This window comes from Monashia sp. HAY1-11D, from assembly GCF_056868035.1.
This window is the reverse complement of record NZ_CP200320.1, coordinates 3,770,630-3,795,557: the sequence shown is the minus strand read 5'-3', so window position 1 is coordinate 3,795,557 and position 24,928 is coordinate 3,770,630. Positions and strand designations below refer to the sequence as shown.

Here is a 24,928-nt window from a genome sequence, read left to right as displayed (position 1 = left end):
CCCCGGCTGCCGGGGCCGGCTCGGGTGCCTCCGGGACCGCTGCCGGCTCGGGAGTCGACGCGGACGGCTGCGACGACTCGGGCGTCCCGTCGGGCTGGCGTTGGCTACGGCTCATCGTCAGGCCCTGAACAGGTGCCGCCGGATCGAGGCGACGTTGGAGAAGATCCGCACCCCGAGCACGACGACCACGCCGGTCGACAGCTGCGCGCCGACGCCGAGCTGGTCGCCGAGGAAGACGATGAAGGCGGCGACGACGACGTTCGACAGGAACGACACGACGAACACCTTGTCGTCGAAGATCCCGTCGAGGACGGCCCGGATGGCCCCGAACACCGCGTCGAGTGCCGCGATGACGGCGATGGGCAGGTACGGCTGGAGCCACACCGGCACCGACGGGTGCAGGAACAGACCGATCGCCAGGCCTGCGAGCAGTCCGACTACGGGGATCACGGGGTCTCCTGACTGTTGCCGCCGAGGCTCGTCGTCGGTACGGCGGATCGATCGGTGGCGGTGGCGCCGGGTCGGTCGGTGCCAGCGCCCGGGCCGGCCGGCGGCGTGCCGGCCGCGGCCTTGCGCTGGGGCGTGACGCCCGGAGTCGTCGAGGTGGTGGCCGAGCCCGACGGCGTCAGGGGCCGGGCGACCTCGAGGTGGGACGCGGAGTCGGCGGGGACGGTGAGGCTGTCGGCGACCTTGAGCACCGAGCGGATCTTGAACTCCTGGGTCAGCTGCGACAGGTAGACCCCCGCGAAGGACTGCTCGAACAGCTGCTGCATGCCGGTGCCGTCGCCGAGCGCGGTGACGACGTAGGGACGGGCGAGCGGTCGGAAGTCGACGATGATCGCCTGACCGGCGAACCGGATGGCGGCCGTCGAGCTGAGCCGGTGTCCGTTGACCGAGATCGCCTCCGCGCCGGACCCCCACAGCCCGTTGACGATGATCTGGAGGTCGGCCGACGTCACCCGGCCCTGCTCGAAGCCGCTGCTCGGGCGCGACCCGGCGTCGCCGCCCGCCTCGGTGGACGCGGCGTCGTCGAGGGTCAGCGTCAGCCCGGGCCCGGTGAGGGCCACGGTGCCCGCCTGGACCTCGAGCGCTGCGATCTGGCCGCTGAGGTCACCGCCGCCGCTCTGCTGCAGGGCCAGCGCCTCGTAGTCGCGCACCTGCCGCGTCAGCGTCGTGATCGCGGTCTCCTGCGCGTTGGCCTGCTTCTGGAAGTCCTCGATGCGGCTGACGAGCTGGGCCTTGAGCTGTGCCGCCGCGGTGGGTTTGGGCCTCAGCGACAGGGCGGCGACGGCGAAGAGGAACCCGGTGAGCACGGCCAGCACGACGACGAGAGGCGTGCGGTACGAGGTCGACCTCGGCAGTCCCTGCGCGGCCCGTCGCTCGGCGGCCTGCTGGTACCCCGGGTCGAGGGGTCGCTCGAGCATCGAGGTGATCAGCGTCATCGAGGCGTCGGGCCGCCGCGCGCCGGTGCTCACGTGCTCACCGCCCGGGCACGCTCGCGCAGGACGATCCGCGCGTGGATGCCGTAGAGCACCGCAGCCAGCCAGTAGAGCGTGATGCCCCACCACGCGAAACCCCAGCCGATCGGCCGGGCGAGGTCACCGAGCCAGTCGTCGCGGTTGGCGAGCAGCAGCAGCGGGAAGGCGTACAGGAGGTTGAACGTCGCGGCCTTGCCGACGTAGTGGACCGGCAGGCCGAGCTGCCCGCGCAGTCGCAGGAACAGCAGCATGACGCCCATGACGGCCTCGCGCCCGAGGAGCACGATGACGACCCACCACGGAATGAGATCGCGCCAGGCCAGCCCGAGCAGCGTCGTGAGGATGTAGAGCCGGTCGGCGATCGGGTCGAGGAACTGGCCGAGGCGCGACTCCATGTCGAACGACCGGGCGATCTTGCCGTCGAGGTAGTCGGTGATCCCGGAGAGCGCGAGCAGGAGCAGGGCCAGCCCGTCGCGTCCGGCGAGGATCGCCCAGAGGAAGACCGGGACCCCGAGGAGGCGCAGCACGGACAGCGCGTTGGGGATCGTCAGGAGCTCGTTCGACACGACGTGCGCGCGGTCCGCCGCGTCCTTCTGCTCACCCACGGCGGTCAGCCTAACGGGCACCCTCGGGCCCGGCGCGCCACGCTCGGCATCGATCCGGACACGCTGTGCGACACTCCGGACCATGTCCGGCGGTCACGGCCACAGCGCCCTTCCAGGTACCCCCGAGCGGCAGCAGGACGTGTCCGTCGGCGTCCTCGCCCGTGTCGCGCTGACGACCTTCGTCGTCCTCGCCGCGGCCGCGACGCTCTTCGGCATCGTGCGGTTCTGGCCCTCCGACCACGGTGCCCTCGGGCGTGTCGGCACGACCGACTTCGCCGCGCCGGGGGTCACCTTCCCGCTGGCCGAGGTGCTCGAGGTGCTGCCCGCCTGTGAGGGTCAGGACGCGTCCACCGGCGCCCGGCCGGCGGCCGGGCAGGGGGGTGACGTCGCCGAGGCAGGCGCCACCTGCGGGGCCGTCCGGGTGCAGCTGGAACACCCGACCGCGTCGTCCGGGGACGTTCATCCGACGGTGACCGTCGCCGTACCTCCGGCGGTGTCCCAGTCGGGGCTGCGCGCCGGCGACACCGTGCAGCTGCTGAGGACTCCCCCTGCGCAGGGCCAGCCGGAGGGCTTCTCGTTCCTGCAGGTCCAACGGGGTGCCCCGCTCTCGCTCATGCTCGGCCTCTTCGTGCTCGTGGTCGCGGTCGTCGCGCGCTGGCGAGGCGTCCTGGCCCTGGTCGGGCTGGGAGTCGGCGGGCTCGTCGTGGCCCGGTTCATGCTCCCGGCTCTGCTCGAGGGGCAGTCCGGCCTCCTCGTGGCGGTCGTCGGCAGCTCGGCGATCATGTTCGTCGTCCTCTACCTGGCGCACGGGCTGTCCGTCCGCACGAGCACGGCCCTCGCCGGCACGCTCTTCGGCGTCGGCATCACGGCCGGTCTGGGTCTGCTCGGCGTCGACCTGGCCCGCCTGAGCGGCGTCGCCGACGACGAGGGCGCGACGCTGTCCTCGTTCGTCACGACCCTGCACCCCCAGGAGCTGCTGACGTGCGCCATCATCGTGGCCGGGCTCGGCGTCCTCAACGACGTGACGATCACGCAGTCCTCCGCCGTCTGGGAGCTGCGTGCCGCCGCGCCGGGGATGGGGCGTCGCGAGCTGTTCCGCTCCGGGATGCGCATCGGTCGGGACCACATCGCCTCGACCATCTACACCATCGTCTTCGCCTATGCGGGTGCCGCGCTGCCGGTGCTCATGCTGCTCTTCCTCTATGAGCGGCCGGTCCTCGACCTGCTGCAGACCGAGTCGCTCTCGGAGGAGGTCGTGCGCACGCTCGCGTCGGCGATCGGCCTCGTCCTCGCCGTTCCCGTCACGACGGCGATCGCCGCGCTCACCGTCGGTGCCGCAGAGCAGCCGGCCGGCACGCCACGGCCGGTGGTGGACGACCGCGACGGGAAAGGGGCGCACGGTCCGAGCGCGGTCGCCATCGAGCGCGCCGTGAGCGGCCCTGCCCCGCCACGCACCCGGGCGGAGGCGCGAGCCGGGGCCCGCTCGCGCGGTGGCCGCGCGGGCGGCTGAGCCGCGAGTCGTGCCGTGCCTGCGGGGCGACTCGGCCGCGCCACTATGCTCCCCGCCATGGCTGTCGTCACCGTGCTCGAGACCTGGCAGGACGACCGGGGCAACCGGATCGTGTTCGAGGGTCGCGTCGACGCGAACGTCAAGATCAAGTTCACCGGGTCGAACAACACCCTGCGCATCGCCTCTCCCTTCCGCATCGGCAAGCTGGTCGTCGACTTCGACTGCGACGACGGCCTGTGCGAGATCGGGCCGAGCCAGGGTGTTCCCGCGCTCATGGGCGCCATCCGCGTGGGTGACGGCGCGACGGTCCGCCTCGGCAGCAACGTCTCCACGACGACCACGGTGTCGATGTCGGCTGCCGAAGGGGCGACGATCACGCTCGGCGACGACGTCATGATCGCCTCCGACGTCCAGGTGCGCGCCGACGACGGCCACCCGATCTTCGACGTGCGCACGGGCAGGCGGGTCAACACGCCACGCGACATCACCATCGGCAGCCACGTCTGGCTCGGCCTCCAGTCGTGCGTGCTGGGGGGCGCGGTCATCGGCGACGGCACCGTCGTCGGCATGCGCTCGATCGTGACGCGTCGGCTCCCCAACAACGTCATCGCCGCGGGCGTCCCGGCACGGGTGGTCAAGCGTGACATCGCCTGGGAGCGTCCGCACCTGACGCTGACCAAGCCGTGGCGCAAGCCGGACGCGTCCACTCTCAGGAAGTCGACGGCCTACTGGAACCCCACCATCGACACGCAGGCCGCGCCGGTCGGTGCACGCGGCCGGGCGCTGCGGGCGGGCCTGCGGCGGACGGCGCGCCGCACCGCCCGGCGCGTCGTCAGGACGGTGCGATCCCTGACCTGATCCCGGACCGGGCCCGGGGCGACCGGCCCGGCCGGACATGCCGAACCACGGACGTCCACGCGGGACGCCCGTGGTTCGGTGCCCCTCCTGTCCGGGGCTGGTGGGTTCAGAGCACCTTGTCGAGGAACTTGCGGGTGCGGGGTTCCTTCGGGTTGCCCAGGACCTGGGTGGGGGGGCCTTGTTCGACGATGCGGCCGCCGTCCATGAACAGGACGGTGTCGGCGACCTCGTTGGCGAAGCCCATCTCGTGGGTGGCCACGAGCATGGTCATGCCGCGGTGGGCGAGGTCTTTCATGACCGCGAGGACCTCGCCGACGCGTTCGGGGTCCAGGGCGCTGGTGGGTTCGTCGAAGAGCATGACCTTGGGGTCCATGGCCAGGGCGCGGGCGATGGCGACGCGCTGTTGCTGGCCGCCGGACAGCTGCCAGGGGTAGTGCTCGCCGTGGCCCTGCAGGCCGACGCTGGCCAGCAGGGCCTCGGCGCGGTGCCGGGCGGCGGTCTTGGGGGTGCCCTTGACCAGGACCGGGCCGGACATGACGTTCTCGCGGGCGGTCATGTTGGGGAAGAGGTTGAAGGACTGGAAGACCATCCCGATGCGGGTGCGTTGGGCGGCGACCTGTTTGCGGGTCAGGGCCTGGTAGGCGGTGTCGTGCTCGCGGAAGCCGAGGTCCTCGCCGTTGACGCGCAGGATGCCGCGGTCGATCTCCTCGAGGCCGTCGATGCAGCGCAGCAGGGTCGACTTGCCCGAGCCGCTGGGGCCGATGAGGCAGACGATCTCCCCGCAGGCCACGTCCAGGTCGATCCGGTCCAGCACGACCCGCTGGCCGAAGGACTTGCGCAGGCCGTGGGCGTACACCGTGCCCACCCCGTCCGGGCGGTCCACCGCACGGTCCACCGCACCGTCCACCGCACCGTCCGGTGTGCCGGTCGTCCGGCTGGTCGGCTTGCTGCTGGTCGGCTTGCTGGTCGTCTTGCTGTTGGTCGCACCGGTCATCGGGCTTCACCTCCGAGGGTGGCGTCCAGCGGCAGTGGGGGCTGTGCGGCACCGGTGGTGGCGCGGGTCCTGGTGCGGGAGTACTTCTTCTCGATGAGGGACTGGGGGTAGCTCAGGGCCAGGGTCATGAGCAGGTACCAGAGGCAGGCCACGATCAGCAGCGGGATGGTCTGGTAGGTGCGGGCGTAGATGAGCTGGACGCTTTGCAGCAGCTCGGCCACCCCGAGGACGCTGACCAGGGAGGTCTCCTTGAACATGCCGATGACCTGGTTGCCGACGGCCGGGATGACGGTGGGCATGGACTGCGGGATGATGATGCGCCACAGTTTGGTCCGTCCGCTCATGCCCAGGGAGTCGGCGGCCTCGAGCTGGCCCTTGTCGACGGAGGCGAACCCGCCGCGGATGATCTCGGCCAGGTAGGCGGCCACGTTCAGGGACAGCCCGACGATGGCCGCGGTGGTGGCCGACATGAGGGCGTTGACGTCCACGGCGCGGGAGATGTCGGTGAACGGGATGCCGATGCTGATGTTCGGGTAGAGCGCGGCGATGTTGAACCAGAAGATGAGCTGGACCAGCACCGGGGTGCCGCGGAAGAAGGTGATGTAGCCGGAGGCCAGCAGCCGCACCGGGCGGACCTTGGACACCCGCAGGATCGCGATGAGCAGGCCCAGGATGGTCCCGAAGAACATCGTCAGCGCGGTCAGGACCAGGGTCAGGCCCAGGCCCTTGAGCACGGTGGGGGCGGTGAAGTACTGCCCGACCACGTCCCACTGGTAGTGCTCGTTGCTGGTCAGGGTGCGCGCCAGGCCGGCCACGACCAGCACGCACAGCGCCCACGCGGCGTACTCCCAGAGCCCGCGGCGGTGCAGCCGCGGCTTGTCGGCCGCCGCCGGCACCGAGCCGGCGGGGCCGGCCGGCCCGGTGGGGCCGGTGGGGCCGGTGGGGCCGGTGGGGCCGGTGGGGCCGGTGGGGGGTGTCGGACCTCTGTGTCGCAACGTCGTACCGGCCATGGCGTTACTTCAGCAGCTCGGAGCTGGAGATGGCGCCGGTGCCCAGGCCCCACTTGTCCAGGGTGGCCTTGTACGCCGGGCCGGCCATCAGCGACTGCATCGCCGCGTGCAGCGCCGGGGCCAGCGGCGAGTTCTTGGCCACGCCGAGGGCCACGATGCTGTTGCCGACCTTCTTCTTGTACTGCTGGGGCAGCAGGTCGAAGGCCTGCGGCTGCTGCTTGGCGGCCCAGCCCAGCTGCGAGGTGTCGGAGAAGACGCCCTCGATCCGCTTGGAGGCCAGCTGGGTCAGCGCGGCCTGCACGTTGGGCAGGACCACCGCGTCGACCGCCGGCTTGCCCGCGGCCTGACAGTCGTCGGAGATCTGCGGCAGGTACTTCTCGGCCTGGGTGGAGCCGCTGAGCACCGCGATCTGGTGCCCGCACAGCGTGGACTGGTCGGCCAGACTCAGCTGGGCCGGGTTGCCCTTGGCCGCGATCAGCGAGGACCCGGCCGACCAGTAGGTGACCATGTCCAGCACCTTGAGCCGCTCCGGGGTCGGGCTCATGTTCGTCGCGGTGAAGTCGTACCGGCCGGCGGCGATCCCGGGGATCACCGAGTCGAAGGACACGTTCTTGACCTCGACCTTGAGTCCCAGCGTGGCCGCGAGCAGGTTCGCGATGTCCACGTTGTAGCCGATCGGGGTCTTGTTGTCGGTGTCCAGGAACGAGGTCGGCGGGTAGTGCAGGTCCGCGGCCATCGTCAGCGTGCCGCGCTCCTTGACCGCCGCCGGCAACAGCTTGACCGCCGCCGGGTCCACCTGAACCGCCGGCACCGACCCGGTCGGAGCCGCACCCGCACCGCCGCTCGCCCCGCCGGCGGCGCCCCCGCACGCGCTGATCGTCATCGTCAGCGCAGCCCCGGAGGCGACTGCAGCGAGCTTCGTTCCGAACCTCATGATCGTTCCCTTCAAGCGATGGACTTGTCGGGGTATATGGAAGCATGTAGATCGCTGATTGTCGACAATCGGCTACGACTTTCCATCTTTCGTGCGAGAAGGAGGAGCCGAGCATGGGCCGGGTCCCGGCACAGCACGACGCCCGGACCAAGCACCTGAAGGACCGGTCGGTCGGTCCGTCGGGGCGGCCGGGCGTCGGGGCTGGGCCCGTCGAGCGGATGGCTTGTCCGGGCCGGGTCAGCCGGGGCGAAGGGCGCTCCCGTTCGCCCTGGCCGGCGGCGCGGCGAGGTTGCCCGCCGCCATCGTCAGATGCGCCTCGACGGCCTTGACGGCGGCTTCCCGGTCGCCGCTGGCGACCACGTCGACCAGGACCTGGTGGTCGTCGACGACCTCTTCGCCCGATGGCAGCGCGATCTCCAGGCGGTTGATGCAGGTCAGCGTCTGGGCCGAGAGGATCGAGTAGGCATCGACGAGCCGTGAGTTGTCAGCCGCCGCCACGAGGCTCATGTGGAAGTCGAGGTCGGCGGCCGAGATCTGCCGGTGGTCGCCCCGTTTGACCGCTGTCCCAAGCCTGCTCAGCATCGTTCGCAGTGAGTCCACAGCACGTGCGCGCGCACCGGGCGGGCCCTCCACGATCCGGGCCGCCGCGTGGCTCTCGATCGCACACCGGGCGTCGTAGATCTCCCAGATGTCGGCGGCCGAGAAGGTCACCACCGAGACGCCCTTGTTGCGGGCCGCGACCACCAGCTTCTGCTGGACGAGCTGTTGCAGCGCCTCTCGCACCGGGGCACGGGAGACCCCCAGCTGCTCGGCGATCCTCGCCTCGCCGAGCTGCTCCCCGGCATGAGGGCGCCCTCGATGATCATCTGCCGAAGCTCGTCGCTGATGCGATCCGACGTCGACTTGCGTTCCAGCGCCTTGAGACTGCTCAGTCCCGACACCATCACGATCCTCCCCTCACGAGGGCCGGAGCCCTCGGGCAGGCGCCAGCCACTCTCGTATCTTCGCACTCCTCGGTAACTTGTCAACAACGGGTTGCCGACGGTCGACAATCTGCAAAGGTCGGGTTACGATTCCCATCGCGTCCTCGGAACGGGCGCCACCCTTGCTCCCCCAGCGATAGGACAGAACATGCCGAACCAGCTCACCCGCCCGAAGTACGTCTCGTTCGACTGCCTGGGCACGCTCATCTACTTCGAGATCACCAGCACGACGCGCCGGCTCATCGGGGACCGCCTGACCGAGCCCCAGATCCAGACCTTCATCCGCCAGTTCAGGAACTACCGCTACGACCAGGTGTGCGGCGAGTTCTACGCCTACGACCAGGTGCTGCACGACGCCTACGCACGGACGTGCAAGAAGTGGGGCCTCGAGGTCCAGGAGGACGCGGGCAAGCAGTTCGCGGCCGCGGTGCTCTCGTGGGAGCCGCACGACGACGTGCCCGCCCCGCTGAAGAAGCTCGGCGACAACTTCCCCCTCGTGATCCTCTCCAACGCCGACACCAGCTACCTCGACGCGCTCGTGCCCAAGCTCGGAGCGGACTTCCACGCCGTGTACACCGCGGAGCAGGCCGGCTTCTACAAGCCCCGCTACCAGGCCTTCGAGTACATGCTCGACCAGCTCGGCGCCAGCCCCGAGGAGCTCCTGCACGTCTCCTCGCACACGCGCTACGACCTGATGCCGGCGGACGACCTGGGCTTCACGAACAAGGTCTACCTCGACCGGGGCTACGACCCGGAGAGCCCGGCCTACAACTACACGACCGTCACGTCCCTCGACGAGCTCAACGACCTCCTCGGTCTCTGACCGACTGCCACTCCCAGGAGCAACAGGTGAAGCTCACCCCGTACTGGCTGGACACCGCGACCCCTTCAGGGGACTATCGCCGGACTCCGGTTCCCGAACGCGTCGACATCGCCATCGTGGGCGCCGGCTTCACCGGTCTGTCCGCGGCCCTCGAAGCGGTCCAGCACGGTGCCAGCGCCGTCGTGCTCGACCAGCACACGGTGGGTTGGGGCGCCTCCGGCCGCAACGGCGGCATGGCCACGACCGGGCTCGCCATCGGCTTCGGCAAGGCCATCAAGCGCTATGGGCGCGACCAGGCCGTCGAGATGTTCGGCGAGTACAACCGGGCCATCGACACCATCGAGCAGCTGGTCAAGGAGCACTCCATCGACTGCGACTTCCAGCGGTCCGGCAAGCTCACCCTGGCCATGAACGCCAAGCAGGTCGGCCACATGCGCGAGACGCAGGAAAAGCTCGCTGACCTGGCCGGCTACTCGGTGGACGTCGTCGACAAGCACGAGATCCACACCGAGATCGGCAGTGACTTCTACGCCGGCGGCATGGTGGACCCGCTCGGGGCCGGTGTTCACGTCGGCAAGCTCGCGCACGGTCTCGCCGGGGCCGGAGTCCGGGCCGGCGTCACGGTGTGCGAGAACGCCCAGGTCACGCAGCTCGAGCGTCGCAACGGCGGACACGCCGTGCACACCACCCGAGGCATCGTCCAGGCCGACAAGGTGCTCGTGGCGACGAGCGGCTACACCGGTTCGCTCACTCCGTGGCTCCAGCGACGGACCATCCCGGTCGGCAGCTTCATCATCGTGACCGAGCCGCTGCCGGCCGAGACGGTCCAGCGGATCCTGCCGCGCCAGCGGCAGGCCTCCGACAACAAGATGCTCACCTACTACTTCCGGATCACACCGGACAACCGTCTCCTCTTCGGAGGGCGGGCCCGGTTCGCTCTCTCGAGCCCGGACTCGGACCTCAAGAGCGCCGCGATCCTCAAGCGCGCCATGACCGAGCTGTTCCCGTACCTGGCCTCGACACGCATCGACTACACCTGGGGCGGTCTCGTGGACCTCACCATGGACCAGATGGTGCACGCCGGCGAGCGCGACGGGGTGCACTACTCGCTCGGGTACAGCGGCCACGGCGTCCAGATGGCCACCTACATGGGCAAGCAGATGGCCCTGTCGATGGTCGGGGAGCACTCCCGCAACTTGTGGGAGCGACTCCCCTACCGGGCTGTGCCCGGCCACGTCGGGCCGCCCTGGTTCCTTCCGATCATCGGCGGATACGCCAAGGTCGTCGACCGATTCAGCTGACGAGGAGTCCAACCGTGTACGCATCAGACCAGCGGGTGGTCAGCCACGACGCGCAGGTCGGCAGCCGGCCCGTGGCCGACCTGTCGGTGCCGGGAGGCGCCCTCATCAACGGCAGCTGGCAGCGCCACGACCTGACGCTGCCGGTCACCGACCCCGAGGACGGCCGGGTCATCGGCCACGTCGCGGACTCGACCCCGGCGGACGTCGCGGCGGCGGTGTCGGGCGTCCTCGAGTCGGTGACGGGCGAGGACTGGCCGCTGTGGGCCCGGAGCGAGGCGCTGCACGAGGCGGCGCGGCTGCTTCGCGAGGAGGCGGGCCGGTTCGCCCATCTCATCGCCTCGGAGGGCGTCAAGACGCTCACGGAGGCCGAGCGCGAGGTCGGCCGCTGCGCCGAGACGCTGCGGTTGTCCGCCGAGGCCGGGGTGTTCCTCAAGGGCGAGACGATCCCCTTCGGTGCGAGCAGGCGCGGCGGTAACCGGCTCGGCTGGTTCACCCGCGAGCCCGTCGGGGTCGTCGCCGCGCTCACCTCGTTCAACGACCCGCTCAACCTCGTGGCGCACAAGCTCGGTCCGGCCCTGATCGGTGGTAACGGGGTGGTCCTCAAGCCGTCGGACCACACCCCCCTCACGGCCCTGGCGTTCGTGGAGCTGCTGCTCCGCACCGGTGTGCCGTCGTCGAGGATCGCCGTGGTCTGCGGCCGTGCCGGAGCCGGGCAGTCGCTGGTGGCCGACCCGCGCATCGCCCTGGTCTCGTTCACCGGCGGACCGGCCACGGCCGCCAAGATCACCGCGGCCGCCGGCCCCCGGAAGATGCTCATGGAGCTCGGCGGCAACAACCCCACCATCGTGTGCGCCGACGCCGTGCGGCCCCACGCTGTCGAGGCCGTCGTGGACGGCGCGTTCGGGGTCGCGGGCCAGAACTGCCTGTCGGTCCAGCGCGTCTACGTCGACACGTCGATCTACGAGGAGTTCCTCTCTGAGACCGTCGACCGCACCAGCCGGCTGCGGGTCGGCGGCAAGTTCGACGCCACGACGGACGTCGGCCCCCTCGTCACCGAGGGCGAGGCGCAGCGGGTCGAGGAGTGGGTCGGCAAGGCCGTCGCGGACGGAGCGACGGTCCGCGTCGGGGGCTCCCGGCGAGGCGCCTTCTACGAGCCGACCATCCTCACGGACGTCCCGGCAGGCTCGAAGGTCCTCACCGACGAGATCTTCGGACCGGTGGTGACCATCGTCCCCTTCGAGGACCTGACCGGCGCGGTCGCCGCGGCGAACGAGGGTGACTACGCCCTGCAGGCGGGCGTCTTCACCCAGTCCGTGGAGACGGCGTTCAGCGTCGCGTCCCGCCTCGTCGCGGGAGCCGTCGTCGTCAACGGCACGAGCGACCTGCGGATCGACGCGATGCCCTTCGGCGGGTTCAAGGGCTCGGGTATCGGCAGGGAGGGCGTCCAGTTCGCCGTCGAGGCCATGACGGAGCCGAAGAACACCATCATCAACCTGCTCTCCTGAGGCCGGACCGCCGCAGACGCGGGACTGGGACCGACGACTGCGCCGAGGGGAGGCTCATCGACGGCGCCCTCACCGCGGACCTCGACGAGGCGGCGTCCCTCTGGTGCGCGGTCGGCGGGGTGGCCGCGCTCGGGGCGCCGTCGTCCGTGCCGCTCGCGCGCCCGCGGGTGATCCTGGTCATCCGCCGGGCTGTCCGGGCTGCGGTGGGCCGATCCGGTACGGACGCATCATCTCGTTGTCCTCGTGCTCGACGATGTGGCAGTGCCACACGTACTGACCGGGGGTGGCGAACTGCACCCGGACGCGGGTGACCTGTCCGGGGTAGGCGACCACGGTGTCCTTCACCCCGGTCTCCCAGGCCTCGGGTGGAGTCGTCTGGCCGTCGAGCCGCAACGGCAGGATGACCTCGCCGTCCTCGTCGAGGGCGAGCGCCTGACGGTTCACCACCTCGAACGCCACCTCGTGGATGTGCATCGGGTGGGCGTCGGCCGTCGTGTTGTAGAACTCCCAGACCTCGGTGTCGCCCACCCCCGGGGTCTCGCTGGGTGGGTCCATCCAGAGCCGCTCGACGAGCACCCCGGCCTCCGCGGTGCCGAGCACGGCCTCCACGGGTCCTTCCACCTCGCCACCCGCGGCATCCGTGCCGACGCCCGCCTTCTCGATCAACGCCAGTGGCCGGCTTCGCGCAGCCGCTGGCAGTGGGGTGAGGGCGGGCAGCTGGAGGAACTCGGGCGGGGTGGTCGGGTCCGGGCCCACTGGCGCCACGACCCGGAACTGCAGGAGCTGTCCCGTCGAGTCCGGGTCGGCCGCCTCGAAACCGTCGGGCGGCTCACCGCCGGGTTCCCCGCCGCCGAACGGCTCGTCCGGGCCGACGTTGCGCAGCACATGGTTGCCCAGTGGCACGTTCGTGAAGTCGACGATGAGGTCGGCGCGCTCGGCCAGCGCCATGAGCAGACGGTTGCCGTGGTTGGCCGTCAGGTCCACGGGCGCGGCGAGGAAGCCGCCCTCGTTGCCGATGGCCCAGACACGAACGCCCGCGATCTGGCTGAAGTCCAGGATGAGGAAGCGGGACTGGCAGCCGTTGAGGAAGCGCAGCCGGTAGCGCCGCTGCTCGACCTGCTGGTAGGGCCACGTCGCGCCGTTGGCGATGATGGTGTTGCCGAAGAACTCCGGGTTCCAGATCGGTGAGAACTCTCCCGCCGGGATGTAGTCGGCCACGAGGCCGTCGAAGAACTCGCGGGAAGCTCGGGTAGAACAGTGACCCGTCGGCGTTGAACGACCGGTCCTGCAGCGCGACCGGGATCTCGTAGTACGTCTTGTTCGACGGGAACCGGTCACCCTCCCTCGGCGCCGGACCCGGGAGCACGGCCACGTTTCCGCTGCGGCGGTCCAGGACCGCCTTGTCGCCGTCCGGACCTCCCCGGATGATGTAGAACCCGGCCGGTCCGGCGTACACGTTCAGGCGGGTCATGCCGAGGGTGTGGTCGTGGTACCACTTCGTTGATGCCCGGTCCGGGTTCGGGTACTGGAACGTCGCGAAACCCGGCCCCCAGGTCGCGCCGTAACCGGACTTGGCCTTGCCGGCGAAGAAGTCGTACCAGCTGCCCACGACGGCATGGTCCTTCGGGATGTTGCCGGCCGCCGGCAGGTACCAGGCCTCGGCGTAGCCGTCGCTCTCATCGCCCACGTGCAGGGCCCCGTGCACGTGGGTCACCATCGGCACCGGCCCGGTGTAGGGCCCGGGCGTCGCCGTGAACGAGGGCCGCGAGTCACGGCCGGAGGCGCCACCCGGAGGGTTGGCCCAGTGCAGCGTCGGGTCGACGGGAAGCAGGTGAGGCAGGTAGGTGCCATCCGGCCGGACGAGCTCGTTGACCCACTTCACCCGCACCGGTCGCCCCGTCCGGGCCTCGATCGTCAGCGACGGCGCGTGGTGCACCAGGACGCCTCGGGTGCCCTGCGCCGCGATGGGGCCGTAACCCCACACCGTCGTGGCCGGCAGACCTGCCGGCAGGATCTGCTGGCGGAACTGCCGCACCGAGATCTCGTAGTAGTCGGCCGGCTTCCCGCCCGGCAGGGTGAGAGTGCCGGCCCGTGGCATGACGGGCGGGATGAGCAGGGGCGTGACGAACTTCGGGATGGCGGAGGGATCGAGCGTGCCACCAGGTACCGCAGCGAGGGCCGCCTTCGTGCCGTCCGGCAGGTAGGCGTACAGGACGAAGCCGAGTCCGGCTCCCCCCACCGCCCTGATGAACGTCCGCCGGCTGAAGGACGACCCTCCAGTGTCGTGCGCTTGCCCAGAAGCCGAAGCCGTCGGGCCTTCCAGAGAACCGCCGCGCAGGGCCATGGCACTCGCTCCTTCACCGTTCGTCCCCCACCGGCACGCTAGCCAGCCGCAGCCAACGGACAGCAGAGGCAAAGGTCCCACCGCAAATGACCGTAGAACCGGGCTTGTGCCGCCTTGCGGGCCTCTGTACCCGGGAGCGTCGGCGGCCGAGATGACTAGCTCGGCTGGGCGCCCACGAGGCTCAGCCAGGCATGCAGCTGACGGTCCACGACACCGCAGCGGAAGCCGACGTAGCCGTCGGGACGGACCCCGACGACGCCCTCCCCGTCGTGGTCCACGAGTCGGTGGAGGTGGGCCCGCGGACCTGCTGGCAGCGTCCCGAGAACTGCGCCGTCCCAAGGAGCATCGCGTTCGAGCAGGACGTGAATGCCTGGCGTTGCCGTCAGCTCGTGGAGGCGAGCCTGGCCGCTTGCAGCGAGCACCAGCTGGTCCGGCAGCCGGTCCCCCGGCCGCGGCCAGCCGGTGGTGCGAGGTGTGCCGTCGTGGGAGAGGGGGCTGTGTCGATAGTGCACGAAGGGCTGGGCGAGCAGTCTGACCCCCGCAGCGGCGACGCGCGGCTGGCGAGCCAGTCCGGGAAGCAGTGGGGCGGCATACGGCAGCAGCCTGCTCCGGATGAACCGGGCGACAGGGTGAGGGGAGGCCTCCCCGAAGAAGATCAGGTGAGTCAGGGCCAGGACCTCCAAGGCGGCTCGACGCCGCTCCTGCTCGTAGGAGTGCAGCAGCAGCTCCGGTGCACCACTGGTGGAGGCGAGCCCGAGCTTCCAGCCGAGGTTGACGGCGTCGAGGATCCCGTTGTTCATCCCCTGCCCGCCGGCCGGCGAGTGGGCGTGCGCCGCGTCACCGGCCAGGAAGAGCGGGCCGCGACGGAAGGTACTGGCGACCCGGTGCTGCAGGGGCACCCGCGCGGACCACCGAACGTCGTCGATGCTCGCCCCCAGGCCCGAGTCGGCAACGAGCCGGCACAGTTCCTCCGGCGCTACGGCAGCCCCCGGCTGTCCGAAAGACGCACTCCGGCCCGCGTTCGCAGGGCGGGTGACCAGCATCCGCCACGAAGCGCCCTCGCCGAGGGCGAAGAGGAACGCCAGGCCGGCTTCCCCACGGCAACGTGGAGCACCCCGGGCTCGAGGCTCCCCGTGACCTCGACGTCGGCAAGGACGGCCTCCACGCTGTACGGCGCGCCGCGCCACGCTGCCCCGATGAGCCCGCGAACGGCACTGGCCTGGCCGTCGCATCCCGCGACGAACCGGAAATGGTGCTGCTCCACGCTCCTGTCAGTGGTACGAAGGACGGCGGAGACGACGCCGTCCCCCGCCAGTTGTGAGCGCAGCCCGAGGAACTCCGTGCCCCACTCGACGCGGACGCCGCGCTCGTGGAGCGCGGACCACAGCACCTCTTCGACGTCGGCCTGCCGCACCAACGTCAGGTGCGGGAAGGCGGTGTCCGGAAGGTCGACCTGGCCGAGTGCCACCTGCACGACCCGCCGGCCAAGGTGGATGCGCGCTCGCGGGGCGATGTCGGCCCGGTCCAGGAGCGCCGCGGTGACGCCGAGCGGGCGAAGGCACTCGAGGGCCCGAGCGTGCAGCATCATCGCCCGGGAGCGACGGAAGCGCTCCGCACGACGATCGACCACCCGCACGTTGGCACCGTGTGCGCTCGCCTCGAGTGCGGCGGTCAGACCGGTCGGCCCAGCTCCCACGACCAGCACGTCGGTCGGGGTCGTCATGCCGCGGGGACGAGCAGCCACCAGGAGTCCTCAGCAGCTCCCCTGCCCTGCATCAACCCGGGATCGGCGAGGACGTCGTCGCGCCGCAGCCCGGGCAGCACGTGGTACTGGATCGAGCCCGGGACGCTGACCAGCTCGAGCACCCGCCACAGGGCGGCGGCATACTCCTGTGCGCGCTGCGGGCCGTCCCACTCGTAGAGGCCCCGGTAGACGCCGGAAGAGTCGTGCGCGCACCAGAGCTTGGAGACATATCCCGGGAAACCGACGAAGAGCGGCGTGTTGAGAAGGCTCTCTGCCTCGAAGAGGCGGTGCACCACCCCTCGAACGAGGCGCAACCGGAAGGCAACCACGAGCACACACGGGCTGGTGGGGCTGCTCCGGTCCACGGCCGTCTCCCGGTAGACGCGCGTCGTGCTCCCATCGGCGAAGCGCAGCACCCGACCCACGTTCCCGCGCGGAAGATGCACTCGGCGACGGGCGAGCATGCCAAGACTCGTCGCGACGCATCGCGCTACCGCCCGCCAAGCCGCGCCCCTGGGCGCCGGTCCGAACTCGCTGACCATGGCTTCCCCTCTCATCCACCAGTCTGCGACGGCCTACGGCGTCGAGGCAGGGGCCAGAAGTCCTTCGTGCGCCGCGGCCGGACGAACCCGTCCGGGTCAACGCCGCGACGGGGTCTCTGCACGGACAGCTGGTCCTCCGCGTGCGCGCCTCCGCGCCAGGCGGTGGGGCCGTCACATGGACCGATCCCGTCACCTCGCGACCGGTGTTACGACGCCGTCCCGCTCGGGTCGTCCACGCTGTCGTCACGCCTCGTGCGACGCCTGAGGACGTCGAACACGCCTGCGCCCGGACGGAACCGCAACGCAGCCTCGAGGCCGGTGTCCGTTGCTGCTGGGCGCCTCGAGCTCACTGAGTTGACGGCGACTCTGCGGAGGCGCTCGTGATCGAGATCTGACATGACGTGCTGACGTCGAGACAGGATCGCGGGCGCGGCGCGTCACGACCTGCCGGTCAGCCAGCACGCTGCAACCGGCCGGACGCCGCTGGAGTCAGTGAGCGCATGCGCCGGCGCAACTGCAGCCAGGGACCGCGTCCGGTAGGCGATCCACCCGTAGCCCAGCCCGATCAGGCCAGCACCCGCTAGCAGCGAGGCCCGACGTCGCGGACTTGCGGGTCGCGTGCTGAGCGGAACCAGGTGCCAGGCGGTGAACCCGACGGCGGGCCACAGCCATCCTCTCACCGGGTCGCCGGGGAACATGGTGACGGGCACCCCGCGCCAGAATGCCTCTTCGGCGAGGGCGTTGGTTGTCCCCACCGCCACGGCCACGGCCACCGCCACGGGACCGCTGGCTCGGGCGTTGGGAAGCCATTGCGTGGCCACGGCGCCCAACGGAGGCGCCACGATCAGGGCAGCGCTCAGTCCGCTGGGTGGCGGCAGCACCTGCTCCGGCACCCGCCAGAGCCCGAGCAGACGTCGAGGACCGATGATGCTGCCCGCCAGCGTCCAACAGCCGGCCCAGTAGGCGGCGAAGCCCGCCTGGTAGCCACGCTCGGGTCCGTACCGCCGGGTGGTCTCACCGAACACCGCCTGCATCGCGAGCGGCATCACAGCGGGCAGCAACGTCGCGACGGTTCGACGCCACCTCGATGTCACCGGATCCGATGAAACGGGCACGCCTCGAGTGTGCCGCGCCGGTGCCATTCGGTCATCTCCAGGTGGTGGGCCCAGACTTGGCCAAAGACGAAACGGCACCTGTGGCTTGGAGCACGGGAGGTGGCATGAAAACGGGCCCTGACCTGCCGAAGCAGATCAGGGCCCGATCGGTCGGGCTGACAGGATTTGAACCTGCGACCCCTTGACCCCCAGTCAAGTGCGCTACCAAGCTGCGCCACAGCCCGATGCCCTTGGGGCGAACGAAACCATAGCGCACCGTGTGCCACTGCTCCCAATCGGCCCGCCGAGCGGTCCGGTTCAGCGCCGGCGCTTCTCCCGGACCCGCACCGAGACCTCGATCGGCGTTCCCTCGAAGCCGAACTGCTCGCGCAGCCGACGCTCGATGAAGCGGCGGTAGCCGGCCTCGATGAAGCCCGACGCGAAGACGACGAAGCGCGGCGGACGCGTCGATGCCTGCGTGGCGAAAAGGATGCGCGGCTGCTTGCCGCCGCGGACCGGGTGCGGGTGCGCCGCGACGATCTCGCCGAGGAACGCGTTGAGGCGGGCCGTCGGGATCCGGGTGTCCCACGACTCGAGCGCCGTCTCGAGGGCCGGCACGAGCCGGTCGGTGTGGCGCCCCGTGCGAGCGGAGATGTTGACCCGTGGCGCCCACGGCACCTGGACGAGCTCCTTCTCGATCTCGCGCTCGAGGTAGTAGCGGCGCTCCTCGTCGAGGGTGTCCCACTTGTTGTAGGCGATGACGAGGGCACGACCCGCGTCGATGACCTGCTGGACGACGCGGATGTCCTGCTCGGCGATCTGCTGCTCGGCGTCGATGAGGACGACGGCCACCTCGGCCTTCTCCAGCGCCGTCTGGGTGCGCAGCGAGGCGTAGAAGTCCGCACCACGGGTCTGATGCACGCGACGGCGGATGCCCGCGGTGTCGACGAACCGCCACGTCGTGCCGCCGAGCTCGATGAGCTCGTCGACCGGGTCACGGGTCGTGCCTGCCACGTTGTCGACGACGACGCGGTCCGAGCCGGCGAGCTTGTTGAGCAGGCTCGACTTGCCGACGTTGGGCCGGCCGACGAGGGCGACGCGGCGGGGACCACCCTGCGCGTAGGCGCCGTGCGCCGAGACCTCGGGCAGCACCTCCAGGACGGCGTCGAGCGCGTCACCGCTGCCGCGTCCGTGCACGGCGGACACCGGCCAGGGCTGCCCGAGCCCGAGGTTCCACAGGGCCGCTGCGTCCGCCTCGCCACGCTCGTCGTCGACCTTGTTGGCGACGAGGACGACGGGCTTGCCGGAGCGCCGCAGCAGGCGCACGACCTTCTCGTCGTCGTCGGTGGCCCCGACCGTGGCATCCACCACGAAGACGACGACGTCGGCCAGGTCGATGGCGATCTCGGCCTGCTCGGCCACGCGCAGGTGGATGCCGGACGCGTCTGCCTCCCAGCCGCCGGTGTCGACGATGGTGAACCGCCGACCGCCCCACTCGGCCTCGTAGGAGACTCGGTCACGGGTGACGCCGGGGACGTCCTCGACGACGGCTTCGCGTCGGCGCAGGATGCGGTTGACGAGGCTCGACTTGCCGACGTTCGGCCGTCCGACGACGGCGACGACCGGCAGCGGGCCGCGGCCGGTCTCGTCACCGACGAGTGGACCCTCGGCCGACAGCAGCGCCTCGTCCTCGGGGCTCAGCTCGAACTCGGAGAGGCCGGCTCGCAGGGCGCGCTCGACGCCGGCCTCGTCGGCGGTGGTGGTCGAGATCGGAGCGCCCTCGTGGGTGGGGCGGGCGGTCTCGTCAGTCACGGTGTCCTCGAATCAGTGAACGTCTCTGGAGGCACCATTCTCCACCCGCGCACGACGCACGTGTGACGCGAGGCGGTCGCGCAGCTGCTCGCTGGCCAGCCGGAGGCGCTCCCGGCCCGGTGCGGAGGCGTCCACGTCGAGGTGGAACGGCTCGCCGAAGTCGACGAGGAGGCGCGAGCGCGGGGCCGGCCAGGCGTCCTTCGAGCCGCCCAGGACACGGGTGCCCATGACCGCCACCGGCACGATCGTGGCGCCGGTGCGCAGGGCGATCCACGCCGCGCCCTGGTTGACCTGCTGGACCTCGCCGTCGGTCCGGTTGCCCTCGGGGAAGATGCCGACCGCTCCCCCTCCTCGAGCACCGCGGTCGCGGCGGCCAGGGCGGCCCGGTCGCCGACGGTGCGGTCGATGGGGATCTGCCCGACGTTGCGGATGGTCCAGCCGAAGAAGCCCGCGAACGCCTCCTGCTTGACGAGGAAGCTGACCGGGCGCGGCGCCATCGAGAAGACGAGCGGGCCGTCGAGGAAGGCCGCGTGGTTGGCCACGAGGATGACCGGGCCGGAGCGGGGTACCCGTTCGCGGTGCCGGGCGGTGCCCCGGTAGAGCGTGGTGAAGATGAACCGCCCGATGGGGCGCCCGACGCGGGCCCGGCTCGGGTGCGGGGCCGCGGCCGTGCTCATGCCCGTGCTGCCTCGACGACGGCGAGCACGGCCGCCACGGAGCCCTCGAAGTCCAGGTGCGAGGTGTCGACGGTCGTGACGCCGTCTGCCGCGACGGTGAACTCGGACACGGCCGAGTCGGCCCGGTCACGGTCGATGACCTGCGACCGCGTCGCCGCGACGGCGTGCTCCCCGGCGTGGCCGTGCAGCTCCTTGCTCCGGCGGGCCAGGCGGGCCTCCTCTGAGGCCGTGAGGAGGATCCGTACCGGGGCGTCGGGAGCCACGACGGTGGTGATGTCGCGACCCTCGGCGACGACGCCGCCGGAGGCGCGCGCCGCGTCGGAGATGAGCCGGCGCTGCAGGTCGCACAGGATCTCCCGGACGGGGATCACGGCGGCGACGGCCGAGACGTTCGTGGAGATGCGGCCCTCCCGGATGGCCGCGGACACGTCCGTGCCGTCGACGGTGACGGTGGGCGCGTCGGGGTCGGTGCCGATCGTCAGGGGGAAGTCGGCCGCGGCCTTCTCCACCGCCTCGACGTCGGCAAGGTCCACGCCGCGGTGCAGGCACCACCACGTCAGGGCGCGGTACATGGCGCCGGTGTCGAGGAAGGCGAAGCCGAGCGCGCGGGCGACCTGCTTGGAGACGCTCGACTTGCCGGAGCCCGAGGGCCCGTCGATGGCGATGACGAATCCGGAGACGGGCTGCTCGTGCTGATCGGCGGTCTGCGACATGCGCCAGAGGATAGTGCCTGTCCCGGGGGCCCTCGTGGGCGCGGGCTCAGTCGTGGACGCGCCAGCCGAGGCGGGTCAGCTCGGCCCGCAGCGGCTCCACGGAGGCCGGGACGACCGACACCTCGGCCACACCGACGGCCTGCCCGAGTCCGTGCTCGAGGTGGAGGTCCTCGAGGTTGATGCCGGCCGCGCCGATGTCGGTGAGCAGACGCGCCAGGGCGCCCGGCTCGTCCGGCACGACGACGGACACGACCTCGTAGGCAGCCGGTGCGGACCCGTGCTTGCCGGGGATGCGCGCGTGCCCCAGGTTGCCGGACTCGAGGACGCGGCTCAGCGTCGCCAGCGAGCCGGCGCCGTCGTCGTCGACGAGGCTGTCCAGGGCCGCGAGGACGTCGTCGACCTGCCCGCGAACCTGCTGCAGGACCTCCCGCACCGCGACGGCGTTGCCGGCCAGGATCTGCGTCCAGAGCCGCGGGTCGCTCGCCGCGATGCGCGTGACGTCGCGCAGGCCCTGGCCGGCGAGGCCGACGGCGGGCTCGGGCAGCTCGCGCAGGCAGGCGGCGACGATGCTCGCGGCGAGCTGTGGCACGTGCGAGACGGCGGCCACGGCGGCGTCGTGCTCCCGGGCGGGCATGACGCGCACGGCGGCCCCGACGTCGACGGCGAGCGTCCGGACGGCTCGCACGGCGGCCTCGCTCGACCCGGGGTGCGGCACGACGACCCACGCCCGACCGTCGAAGAGGTCCGCGCGCGCGGCCGCCGCGCCCGACCGTTCGCGCCCGGCCATCGGGTGCGAGCCGACGTAGCGGGAGGCGTCGGCCCCCGAGGCGAGGACGCGCTCGAGCACCGTCTCCTTGACCGAGGCGACATCGGTGACGACGGCGCGCGGCCAGCGTCGCAGCGCCGCCGCGACGGTGTCCGCCGCGACGTCCGGGGGCGCTGCGACGACGACGACGTCGGGGTCGCCGTCGGCCCGCTCCCCCGCGGCGTCGAGCGGCTCACCGGCACGCAGGTCCCGGGCCAGGTGGACCGCCGTGGGCGAGGGGTCCTCGAGCGTGACCCGGTAGCCGCGGCTGGTCAGGGCGATGCCGAGGCTCGTGCCGATGAGGCCCGTCCCGACGACGTGGACGCGGGTCACAGACCGGCGGCCTGGTAGAGCGCGCCCACCTCGGCCTTGTTGAGCCGGCGCAGCCGGCCGGACTTGAGGTCGGCGAGGCGGATCGGGCCCACCTCGGTGCGGACGAGCTCGAGGACCGGGTGCCCCACGGCCTCGAGCATCCGGCGCACGACGTGCTTGCGACCCTCGTGCAGGACGACCTCGACGAGCGCCTTGCCCGGCTGGCTGTCGACGACGCGGAAGGAGTCGACCTTGACGGGGCCGTCCTCGAGGTCGACGCCCTCGCGCAGCCGCTTGCCGACGTCGCGGCCGACCGGCCCGCGGACCGTGGCCAGGTAGGTCTTGAGGACCCCGTAGGCCGGGTGCTGGAGCCGGTGGGCCAGGTCACCGTCGTTGGTCAGCAGGAGCAGCCCCTCGGTGTCGGCGTCGAGGCGTCCGACGTGGAAGAGCCGCTCCTCGCGGTTGCCGACGTAGTCGGCGAGCGAGACGCGACCGAGCTCGTCGCTCATCGTCGTGACGACGCCCTTGGGCTTGTTGAACGCCAGGTAGACGCGGTCCTCGTCGAGGTTGACGCGGACGCCGTCGACGTGCACGACCGCGGTTCGCGGGTCGACGCGCACCCCCAGCTCGGTCACCACCTGCCCGTCGACCTCGACGCGGCCCTCGGCGATGAGGTTCTCGCAGACACGGCGCGAACCGACGCCGGCGGCGGCCATGAGCTTCTGCAGCCGGGTGCCCGCCGGGTCGTGGACGTCGACCTGCGGCTGCTCGCGCCGCTCGGGCAGGCGCGTCGGCTGGCTGGGTTTCGTCGAACCCGCGAACCGCGGGGCGGAGCGCTGGCCGCGCCCGCCCGAGCCGCTCGAGCCGCCTGAACCACCGCGGCCGGCGGTCTTGCCCCCGCGGGCCGGCTTCCCGCTGCCACCCCGGGCCGGCTGGCCGCCGCGACCGCGCCCGGCGCCTCCCGGAGCACCGGACCCGCCGGCACCACGGGGCCCGCCGCCGGCGCGTCCCGAGCCGGAGCCCTTCTTCCGCGGCTGGCGCGGGGACCGTGAGTACTCGCTCATGCGTGTCCTTCCTCGATGAGCTCGTCGATGACGTCGGCGTCCGGCAGGTACGGCGCGAGCGGCGGCAGGTCGTCGAGCGACCCGAGTCCCATCCGCTGGAGGAAGTAGGGCGTCGTGCGGTAGAGGACCGCACCGCTGTCGCCCGTGCCCTCGACCTCCTCGATGAGGCCGCGCGAGACGAGCGTGCGCACGACACCGTCGACGTTGACGCCGCGGACGGCGCTGACCCTGGCGCGGGAGACCGGCTGTCGGTAGGCGATGACGGCGAGGGTCTCGAGGGAGGCCTGGGTCAGCTTGGCCTGCTGCCCGTCGAGGACGAACTTCTCGACGACAGGGGCATAGTCGGGCCGGCTGTACATGCGCCAGCCGCCGGCGACGCTGCGCAGCGTGAACCCGCGCTGCTGCTCGGCGTACTCGGCCTCCAGGGCAGCCAGGTGCTCCCGGACGTCCTCGACGGGCAGCTCGAGCGCCGAGGCGAGGGCCAGCTCGGTGACCGGCTCGTCGACGACCATGAGGACGGCCTCGAGCGCCGAGCGCGCGCCGCCCGGGAAGTCGTTGATGTCGAAGGCGATCTGCTCGTCGGCCTCGACCACCGGGTCCGGCACCGGTTCGTCCGAGTGCTCGGGGGACGTGTCGACCTCCTCGAAGCCTGGTTCGTCGTCGGCGTCCGCCGGGACGACCACGACGTCCTCGTCACTCATCGTCTGCTCCTGCGTCGATCTGGGATGTGGTGCTCGGGGCGTCCGCTGCCGGCGGGACGTCGGCCTCGGCGACGGCGTCGGCCTCGGCGACGGCGTCGGCCTCGGCGACGGCGTCGGTCGCGTCCACGGCGTCGGACTCGTCGGACTGGTCGGACTCGTCGAACTCGTCGGTGATCTGCACGTCGCCCTCGTCGGCGCCGGTCCACCGGATGTCGAGCTCACCGAGGGCCTCGGCCTGCTCGAAGGCGATGGCCGCCTCCTTGAACAGCTCGAGGAGGGCGAGGAAGCGGGCGACGATGACGAGCGTGCTGTCGGCGTCGGCGACGAGGCTGCGGAAGGACACCTGGCCACGGGACCGCAGGCGCGACACGATGATCGCCGCCTGCTCGCGGACGCTGACCTGGGGCGCGTGCAGGTGGTCCAGGCCCACGGTCGGAGGCACCTTGGGCGTCATGGCCCGCGCGGCGACCATGGCGAACTGCTCGGGCGTCAGGGCGATGACCAGCTCGGGCAGCAGGCTCGCGAAGTGCGGCTCGAGGCCGGCCTGACGGGGGGTGATGCGCCCGGCCGTGGCCATCCGCTCGCGGAACGTCGCGGCGATCTCCTTGTAGGCGCGGTACTGCAGGAGCCGGGCGAAGAGCAGGTCGCGGGCCTCGATGAGGGCGAGGTCCTCGTCGTCCTCCGGGCCCGACTGCGGCAGGAGCCGGGCCGCCTTGAGGTCGAGGAGGGTCGCCGCGACGAGGAGGAACTCGCTGGCCTGGCCGAGGTCCCAGTCGTCGTCGACGGCCTGGGCCGCCCGGATGTGGGCGATGAACTCGTCGGTGACCTGGGCCAGTGCCACCTCGGTGATGTCGAGCTTGTGCTTACTGATGAGGCCGAGGAGCAGCTCGAAGGGCCCGGAGAAGACGTCGAGGTGCACCTGGAACGGCGCGGTCGCGGATCGCCGGGTCAGCACGCCGCCCGGCGTGATCCTCGGCGTGGCCTCAGAGGTGGCCTCCGAGGCGACCCCCGACGGCTCGAGGTCGACGTCCAGCGCCGGGGCCGCTGCCGTCGGCACGGCGCTCGGTGCGTCGACCGCCCCGCGGTCGACGATGTCCTGCTCGGTCATGGCGTCAGCGG

Annotated in this window: 24 protein-coding genes, 1 tRNA gene and 2 pseudogenes; 5 read left to right on the top strand and 22 right to left on the bottom strand. The window is 71.5% G+C overall.

The features are described 5' to 3' along the window. Nucleotides 1-117: 117 nt before the first annotated feature. The 3 genes from AC1VM9_RS17600 to clsA are packed head-to-tail and all read right to left on the bottom strand — an operon-like array spanning nt 118 to nt 2,083. Entirely contained in the window at nt 118-450 is a 333-nt protein-coding gene (locus AC1VM9_RS17600; RefSeq protein WP_481341100.1) for a small basic family protein, read from the bottom strand. Then, a complete protein-coding gene (locus AC1VM9_RS17595; protein WP_483123547.1) occupies nt 447-1,475 on the bottom strand; it encodes a DUF881 domain-containing protein in 1,029 nt (342 codons plus the stop codon). The genes AC1VM9_RS17600 and AC1VM9_RS17595 overlap by 4 nt, the downstream gene beginning before the upstream one ends. Then, a complete protein-coding gene (clsA, locus tag AC1VM9_RS17590; RefSeq protein WP_481341098.1) occupies nt 1,472-2,083 on the bottom strand; it encodes a cardiolipin synthase ClsA in 612 nt (203 codons plus the stop codon). The genes AC1VM9_RS17595 and clsA overlap by 4 nt, the downstream gene beginning before the upstream one ends. Nucleotides 2,084-2,165: 82 nt before the next feature. Between clsA and AC1VM9_RS17585 the strand changes: the two genes are divergently transcribed. Together AC1VM9_RS17585 and AC1VM9_RS17580 are read left to right on the top strand one after the other, a co-directional pair. Further along, nucleotides 2,166-3,593 carry a YibE/F family protein gene (locus AC1VM9_RS17585; protein ID WP_483123546.1) on the top strand — a complete coding sequence of 476 codons (1,428 nt, stop codon included), beginning with the start codon at nt 2,166-2,168 and terminating at the stop codon, nt 3,591-3,593. Between the two features lie 57 nt (nt 3,594-3,650). Next, entirely contained in the window at nt 3,651-4,451 is an 801-nt protein-coding gene (locus AC1VM9_RS17580) for an acyltransferase (protein WP_483123545.1), read from the top strand. 106 nt (nt 4,452-4,557) lie between these two features. On the opposite strand, the gene AC1VM9_RS17575 is transcribed toward AC1VM9_RS17580, so the two are convergent. The 5 genes and pseudogenes from AC1VM9_RS17575 to AC1VM9_RS17555 form a co-directional block, all read right to left on the bottom strand. Beyond that, nucleotides 4,558-5,445 carry an amino acid ABC transporter ATP-binding protein gene (locus AC1VM9_RS17575; RefSeq protein ID WP_483123544.1) on the bottom strand — a complete coding sequence of 296 codons (888 nt, stop codon included), beginning with the start codon at nt 5,443-5,445 and terminating at the stop codon, nt 4,558-4,560. Beyond that, the gene (locus AC1VM9_RS17570) at nt 5,442-6,455 is read right to left on the bottom strand and encodes an amino acid ABC transporter permease (protein ID WP_483123543.1); all 1,014 of its coding nucleotides are present in this window, start codon (nt 6,453-6,455) and stop codon (nt 5,442-5,444) included. The genes AC1VM9_RS17575 and AC1VM9_RS17570 overlap by 4 nt, the downstream gene beginning before the upstream one ends. A 4-nt stretch (nt 6,456-6,459) precedes the next feature. Next, the gene (locus tag AC1VM9_RS17565; RefSeq protein ID WP_483123541.1) at nt 6,460-7,389 is read right to left on the bottom strand and encodes an ABC transporter substrate-binding protein; all 930 of its coding nucleotides are present in this window, start codon (nt 7,387-7,389) and stop codon (nt 6,460-6,462) included. Between the two features lie 237 nt (nt 7,390-7,626). Further along, a complete protein-coding gene (locus tag AC1VM9_RS17560) occupies nt 7,627-8,100 on the bottom strand; it encodes a GntR family transcriptional regulator (protein WP_483124042.1) in 474 nt (157 codons plus the stop codon). Between the two features lie 12 nt (nt 8,101-8,112). Continuing rightward, nucleotides 8,113-8,235 (bottom strand): annotated as a pseudogene (locus tag AC1VM9_RS17555) (GntR family transcriptional regulator); the annotation flags it as partial. Between the two features lie 285 nt (nt 8,236-8,520). Here AC1VM9_RS17555 and AC1VM9_RS17550 point away from each other — a divergent pair. Genes AC1VM9_RS17550 through AC1VM9_RS17540 form a run of 3 tightly spaced genes read left to right on the top strand, consistent with a single transcriptional unit; the run spans nt 8,521 to nt 12,001 of the window. Continuing rightward, nucleotides 8,521-9,195: a haloacid dehalogenase type II gene (locus AC1VM9_RS17550; protein WP_481341520.1), complete on the top strand. Its 675-nt coding sequence runs from the start codon at nt 8,521-8,523 to the stop codon at nt 9,193-9,195. 26 nt (nt 9,196-9,221) lie between these two features. Continuing rightward, the gene (locus AC1VM9_RS17545; protein ID WP_481341519.1) at nt 9,222-10,496 is read left to right on the top strand and encodes an NAD(P)/FAD-dependent oxidoreductase; all 1,275 of its coding nucleotides are present in this window, start codon (nt 9,222-9,224) and stop codon (nt 10,494-10,496) included. Between the two features lie 14 nt (nt 10,497-10,510). Further along, entirely contained in the window at nt 10,511-12,001 is a 1,491-nt protein-coding gene (locus AC1VM9_RS17540) for an aldehyde dehydrogenase family protein (protein ID WP_483123540.1), read from the top strand. A gap of 177 nt (nt 12,002-12,178) precedes the next feature. Here AC1VM9_RS17540 and AC1VM9_RS17535 read toward each other — a convergent pair whose 3' ends face one another. The 14 genes and pseudogenes from AC1VM9_RS17535 to AC1VM9_RS17470 form a co-directional block, all read right to left on the bottom strand. Next, nucleotides 12,179-13,219 carry a multicopper oxidase domain-containing protein gene (locus AC1VM9_RS17535; protein ID WP_483123538.1) on the bottom strand — a complete coding sequence of 347 codons (1,041 nt, stop codon included), beginning with the start codon at nt 13,217-13,219 and terminating at the stop codon, nt 12,179-12,181. Between the two features lie 1,281 nt (nt 13,220-14,500). Then, nucleotides 14,501-15,244: an FAD-dependent monooxygenase gene (locus AC1VM9_RS17530; RefSeq protein ID WP_483123536.1), complete on the bottom strand. Its 744-nt coding sequence runs from the start codon at nt 15,242-15,244 to the stop codon at nt 14,501-14,503. 77 nt (nt 15,245-15,321) lie between these two features. Next, nucleotides 15,322-16,089: an FAD-dependent oxidoreductase gene (locus AC1VM9_RS17525; RefSeq protein WP_483123534.1), complete on the bottom strand. Its 768-nt coding sequence runs from the start codon at nt 16,087-16,089 to the stop codon at nt 15,322-15,324. Further along, the gene (locus AC1VM9_RS17520; protein WP_483123533.1) at nt 16,065-16,505 is read right to left on the bottom strand and encodes a hypothetical protein; all 441 of its coding nucleotides are present in this window, start codon (nt 16,503-16,505) and stop codon (nt 16,065-16,067) included. The genes AC1VM9_RS17525 and AC1VM9_RS17520 overlap by 25 nt, the downstream gene beginning before the upstream one ends. A gap of 563 nt (nt 16,506-17,068) precedes the next feature. Continuing rightward, nucleotides 17,069-17,746: a CPBP family intramembrane glutamic endopeptidase gene (locus AC1VM9_RS17515; RefSeq protein ID WP_483123532.1), complete on the bottom strand. Its 678-nt coding sequence runs from the start codon at nt 17,744-17,746 to the stop codon at nt 17,069-17,071. A gap of 150 nt (nt 17,747-17,896) precedes the next feature. Next, nucleotides 17,897-17,970, bottom strand: a tRNA-Pro gene (locus AC1VM9_RS17510). A 73-nt stretch (nt 17,971-18,043) separates the two neighbouring features. Beyond that, nucleotides 18,044-19,537, bottom strand: coding sequence for a ribosome biogenesis GTPase Der (der, locus tag AC1VM9_RS17505; RefSeq protein WP_481341513.1), 1,494 nt, complete (start codon nt 19,535-19,537; stop codon nt 18,044-18,046). Between the two features lie 12 nt (nt 19,538-19,549). Continuing rightward, nucleotides 19,550-19,765, bottom strand: coding sequence for a hypothetical protein (locus tag AC1VM9_RS17500; RefSeq protein WP_483124062.1), 216 nt, complete (start codon nt 19,763-19,765; stop codon nt 19,550-19,552). A gap of 12 nt (nt 19,766-19,777) precedes the next feature. Continuing rightward, a pseudogene (locus AC1VM9_RS17495) lies at nt 19,778-20,214 on the bottom strand (lysophospholipid acyltransferase family protein); the annotation flags it as partial. Then, on the bottom strand, nt 20,211-20,927 hold the full coding sequence (gene cmk / locus AC1VM9_RS17490) for a (d)CMP kinase (protein WP_483123531.1): 717 nt from the start codon (nt 20,925-20,927) through the stop codon (nt 20,211-20,213). The pseudogene AC1VM9_RS17495 and the gene cmk, both read right to left, overlap by 4 nt. A gap of 46 nt (nt 20,928-20,973) precedes the next feature. After that, a complete protein-coding gene (locus AC1VM9_RS17485) occupies nt 20,974-22,065 on the bottom strand; it encodes a prephenate dehydrogenase (RefSeq protein WP_483123530.1) in 1,092 nt (363 codons plus the stop codon). Then, a complete protein-coding gene (locus AC1VM9_RS17480; protein WP_483123528.1) occupies nt 22,062-23,108 on the bottom strand; it encodes a pseudouridine synthase in 1,047 nt (348 codons plus the stop codon). Before AC1VM9_RS17480 ends, AC1VM9_RS17485 begins: the two co-directional genes overlap by 4 nt. Then, complete coding sequence (gene scpB / locus AC1VM9_RS17475; protein ID WP_481341508.1) at nt 23,105-23,809, bottom strand: SMC-Scp complex subunit ScpB; 705 nt, start codon at nt 23,807-23,809, stop codon at nt 23,105-23,107. The genes AC1VM9_RS17480 and scpB overlap by 4 nt, the downstream gene beginning before the upstream one ends. Then, nucleotides 23,802-24,917 (bottom strand): segregation and condensation protein A, encoded by a 1,116-nt coding sequence (locus tag AC1VM9_RS17470; RefSeq protein ID WP_481341507.1) that lies wholly within the window; start codon nt 24,915-24,917, stop codon nt 23,802-23,804. Before AC1VM9_RS17470 ends, scpB begins: the two co-directional genes overlap by 8 nt. Nucleotides 24,918-24,928: the final 11 nt, after the last annotated feature.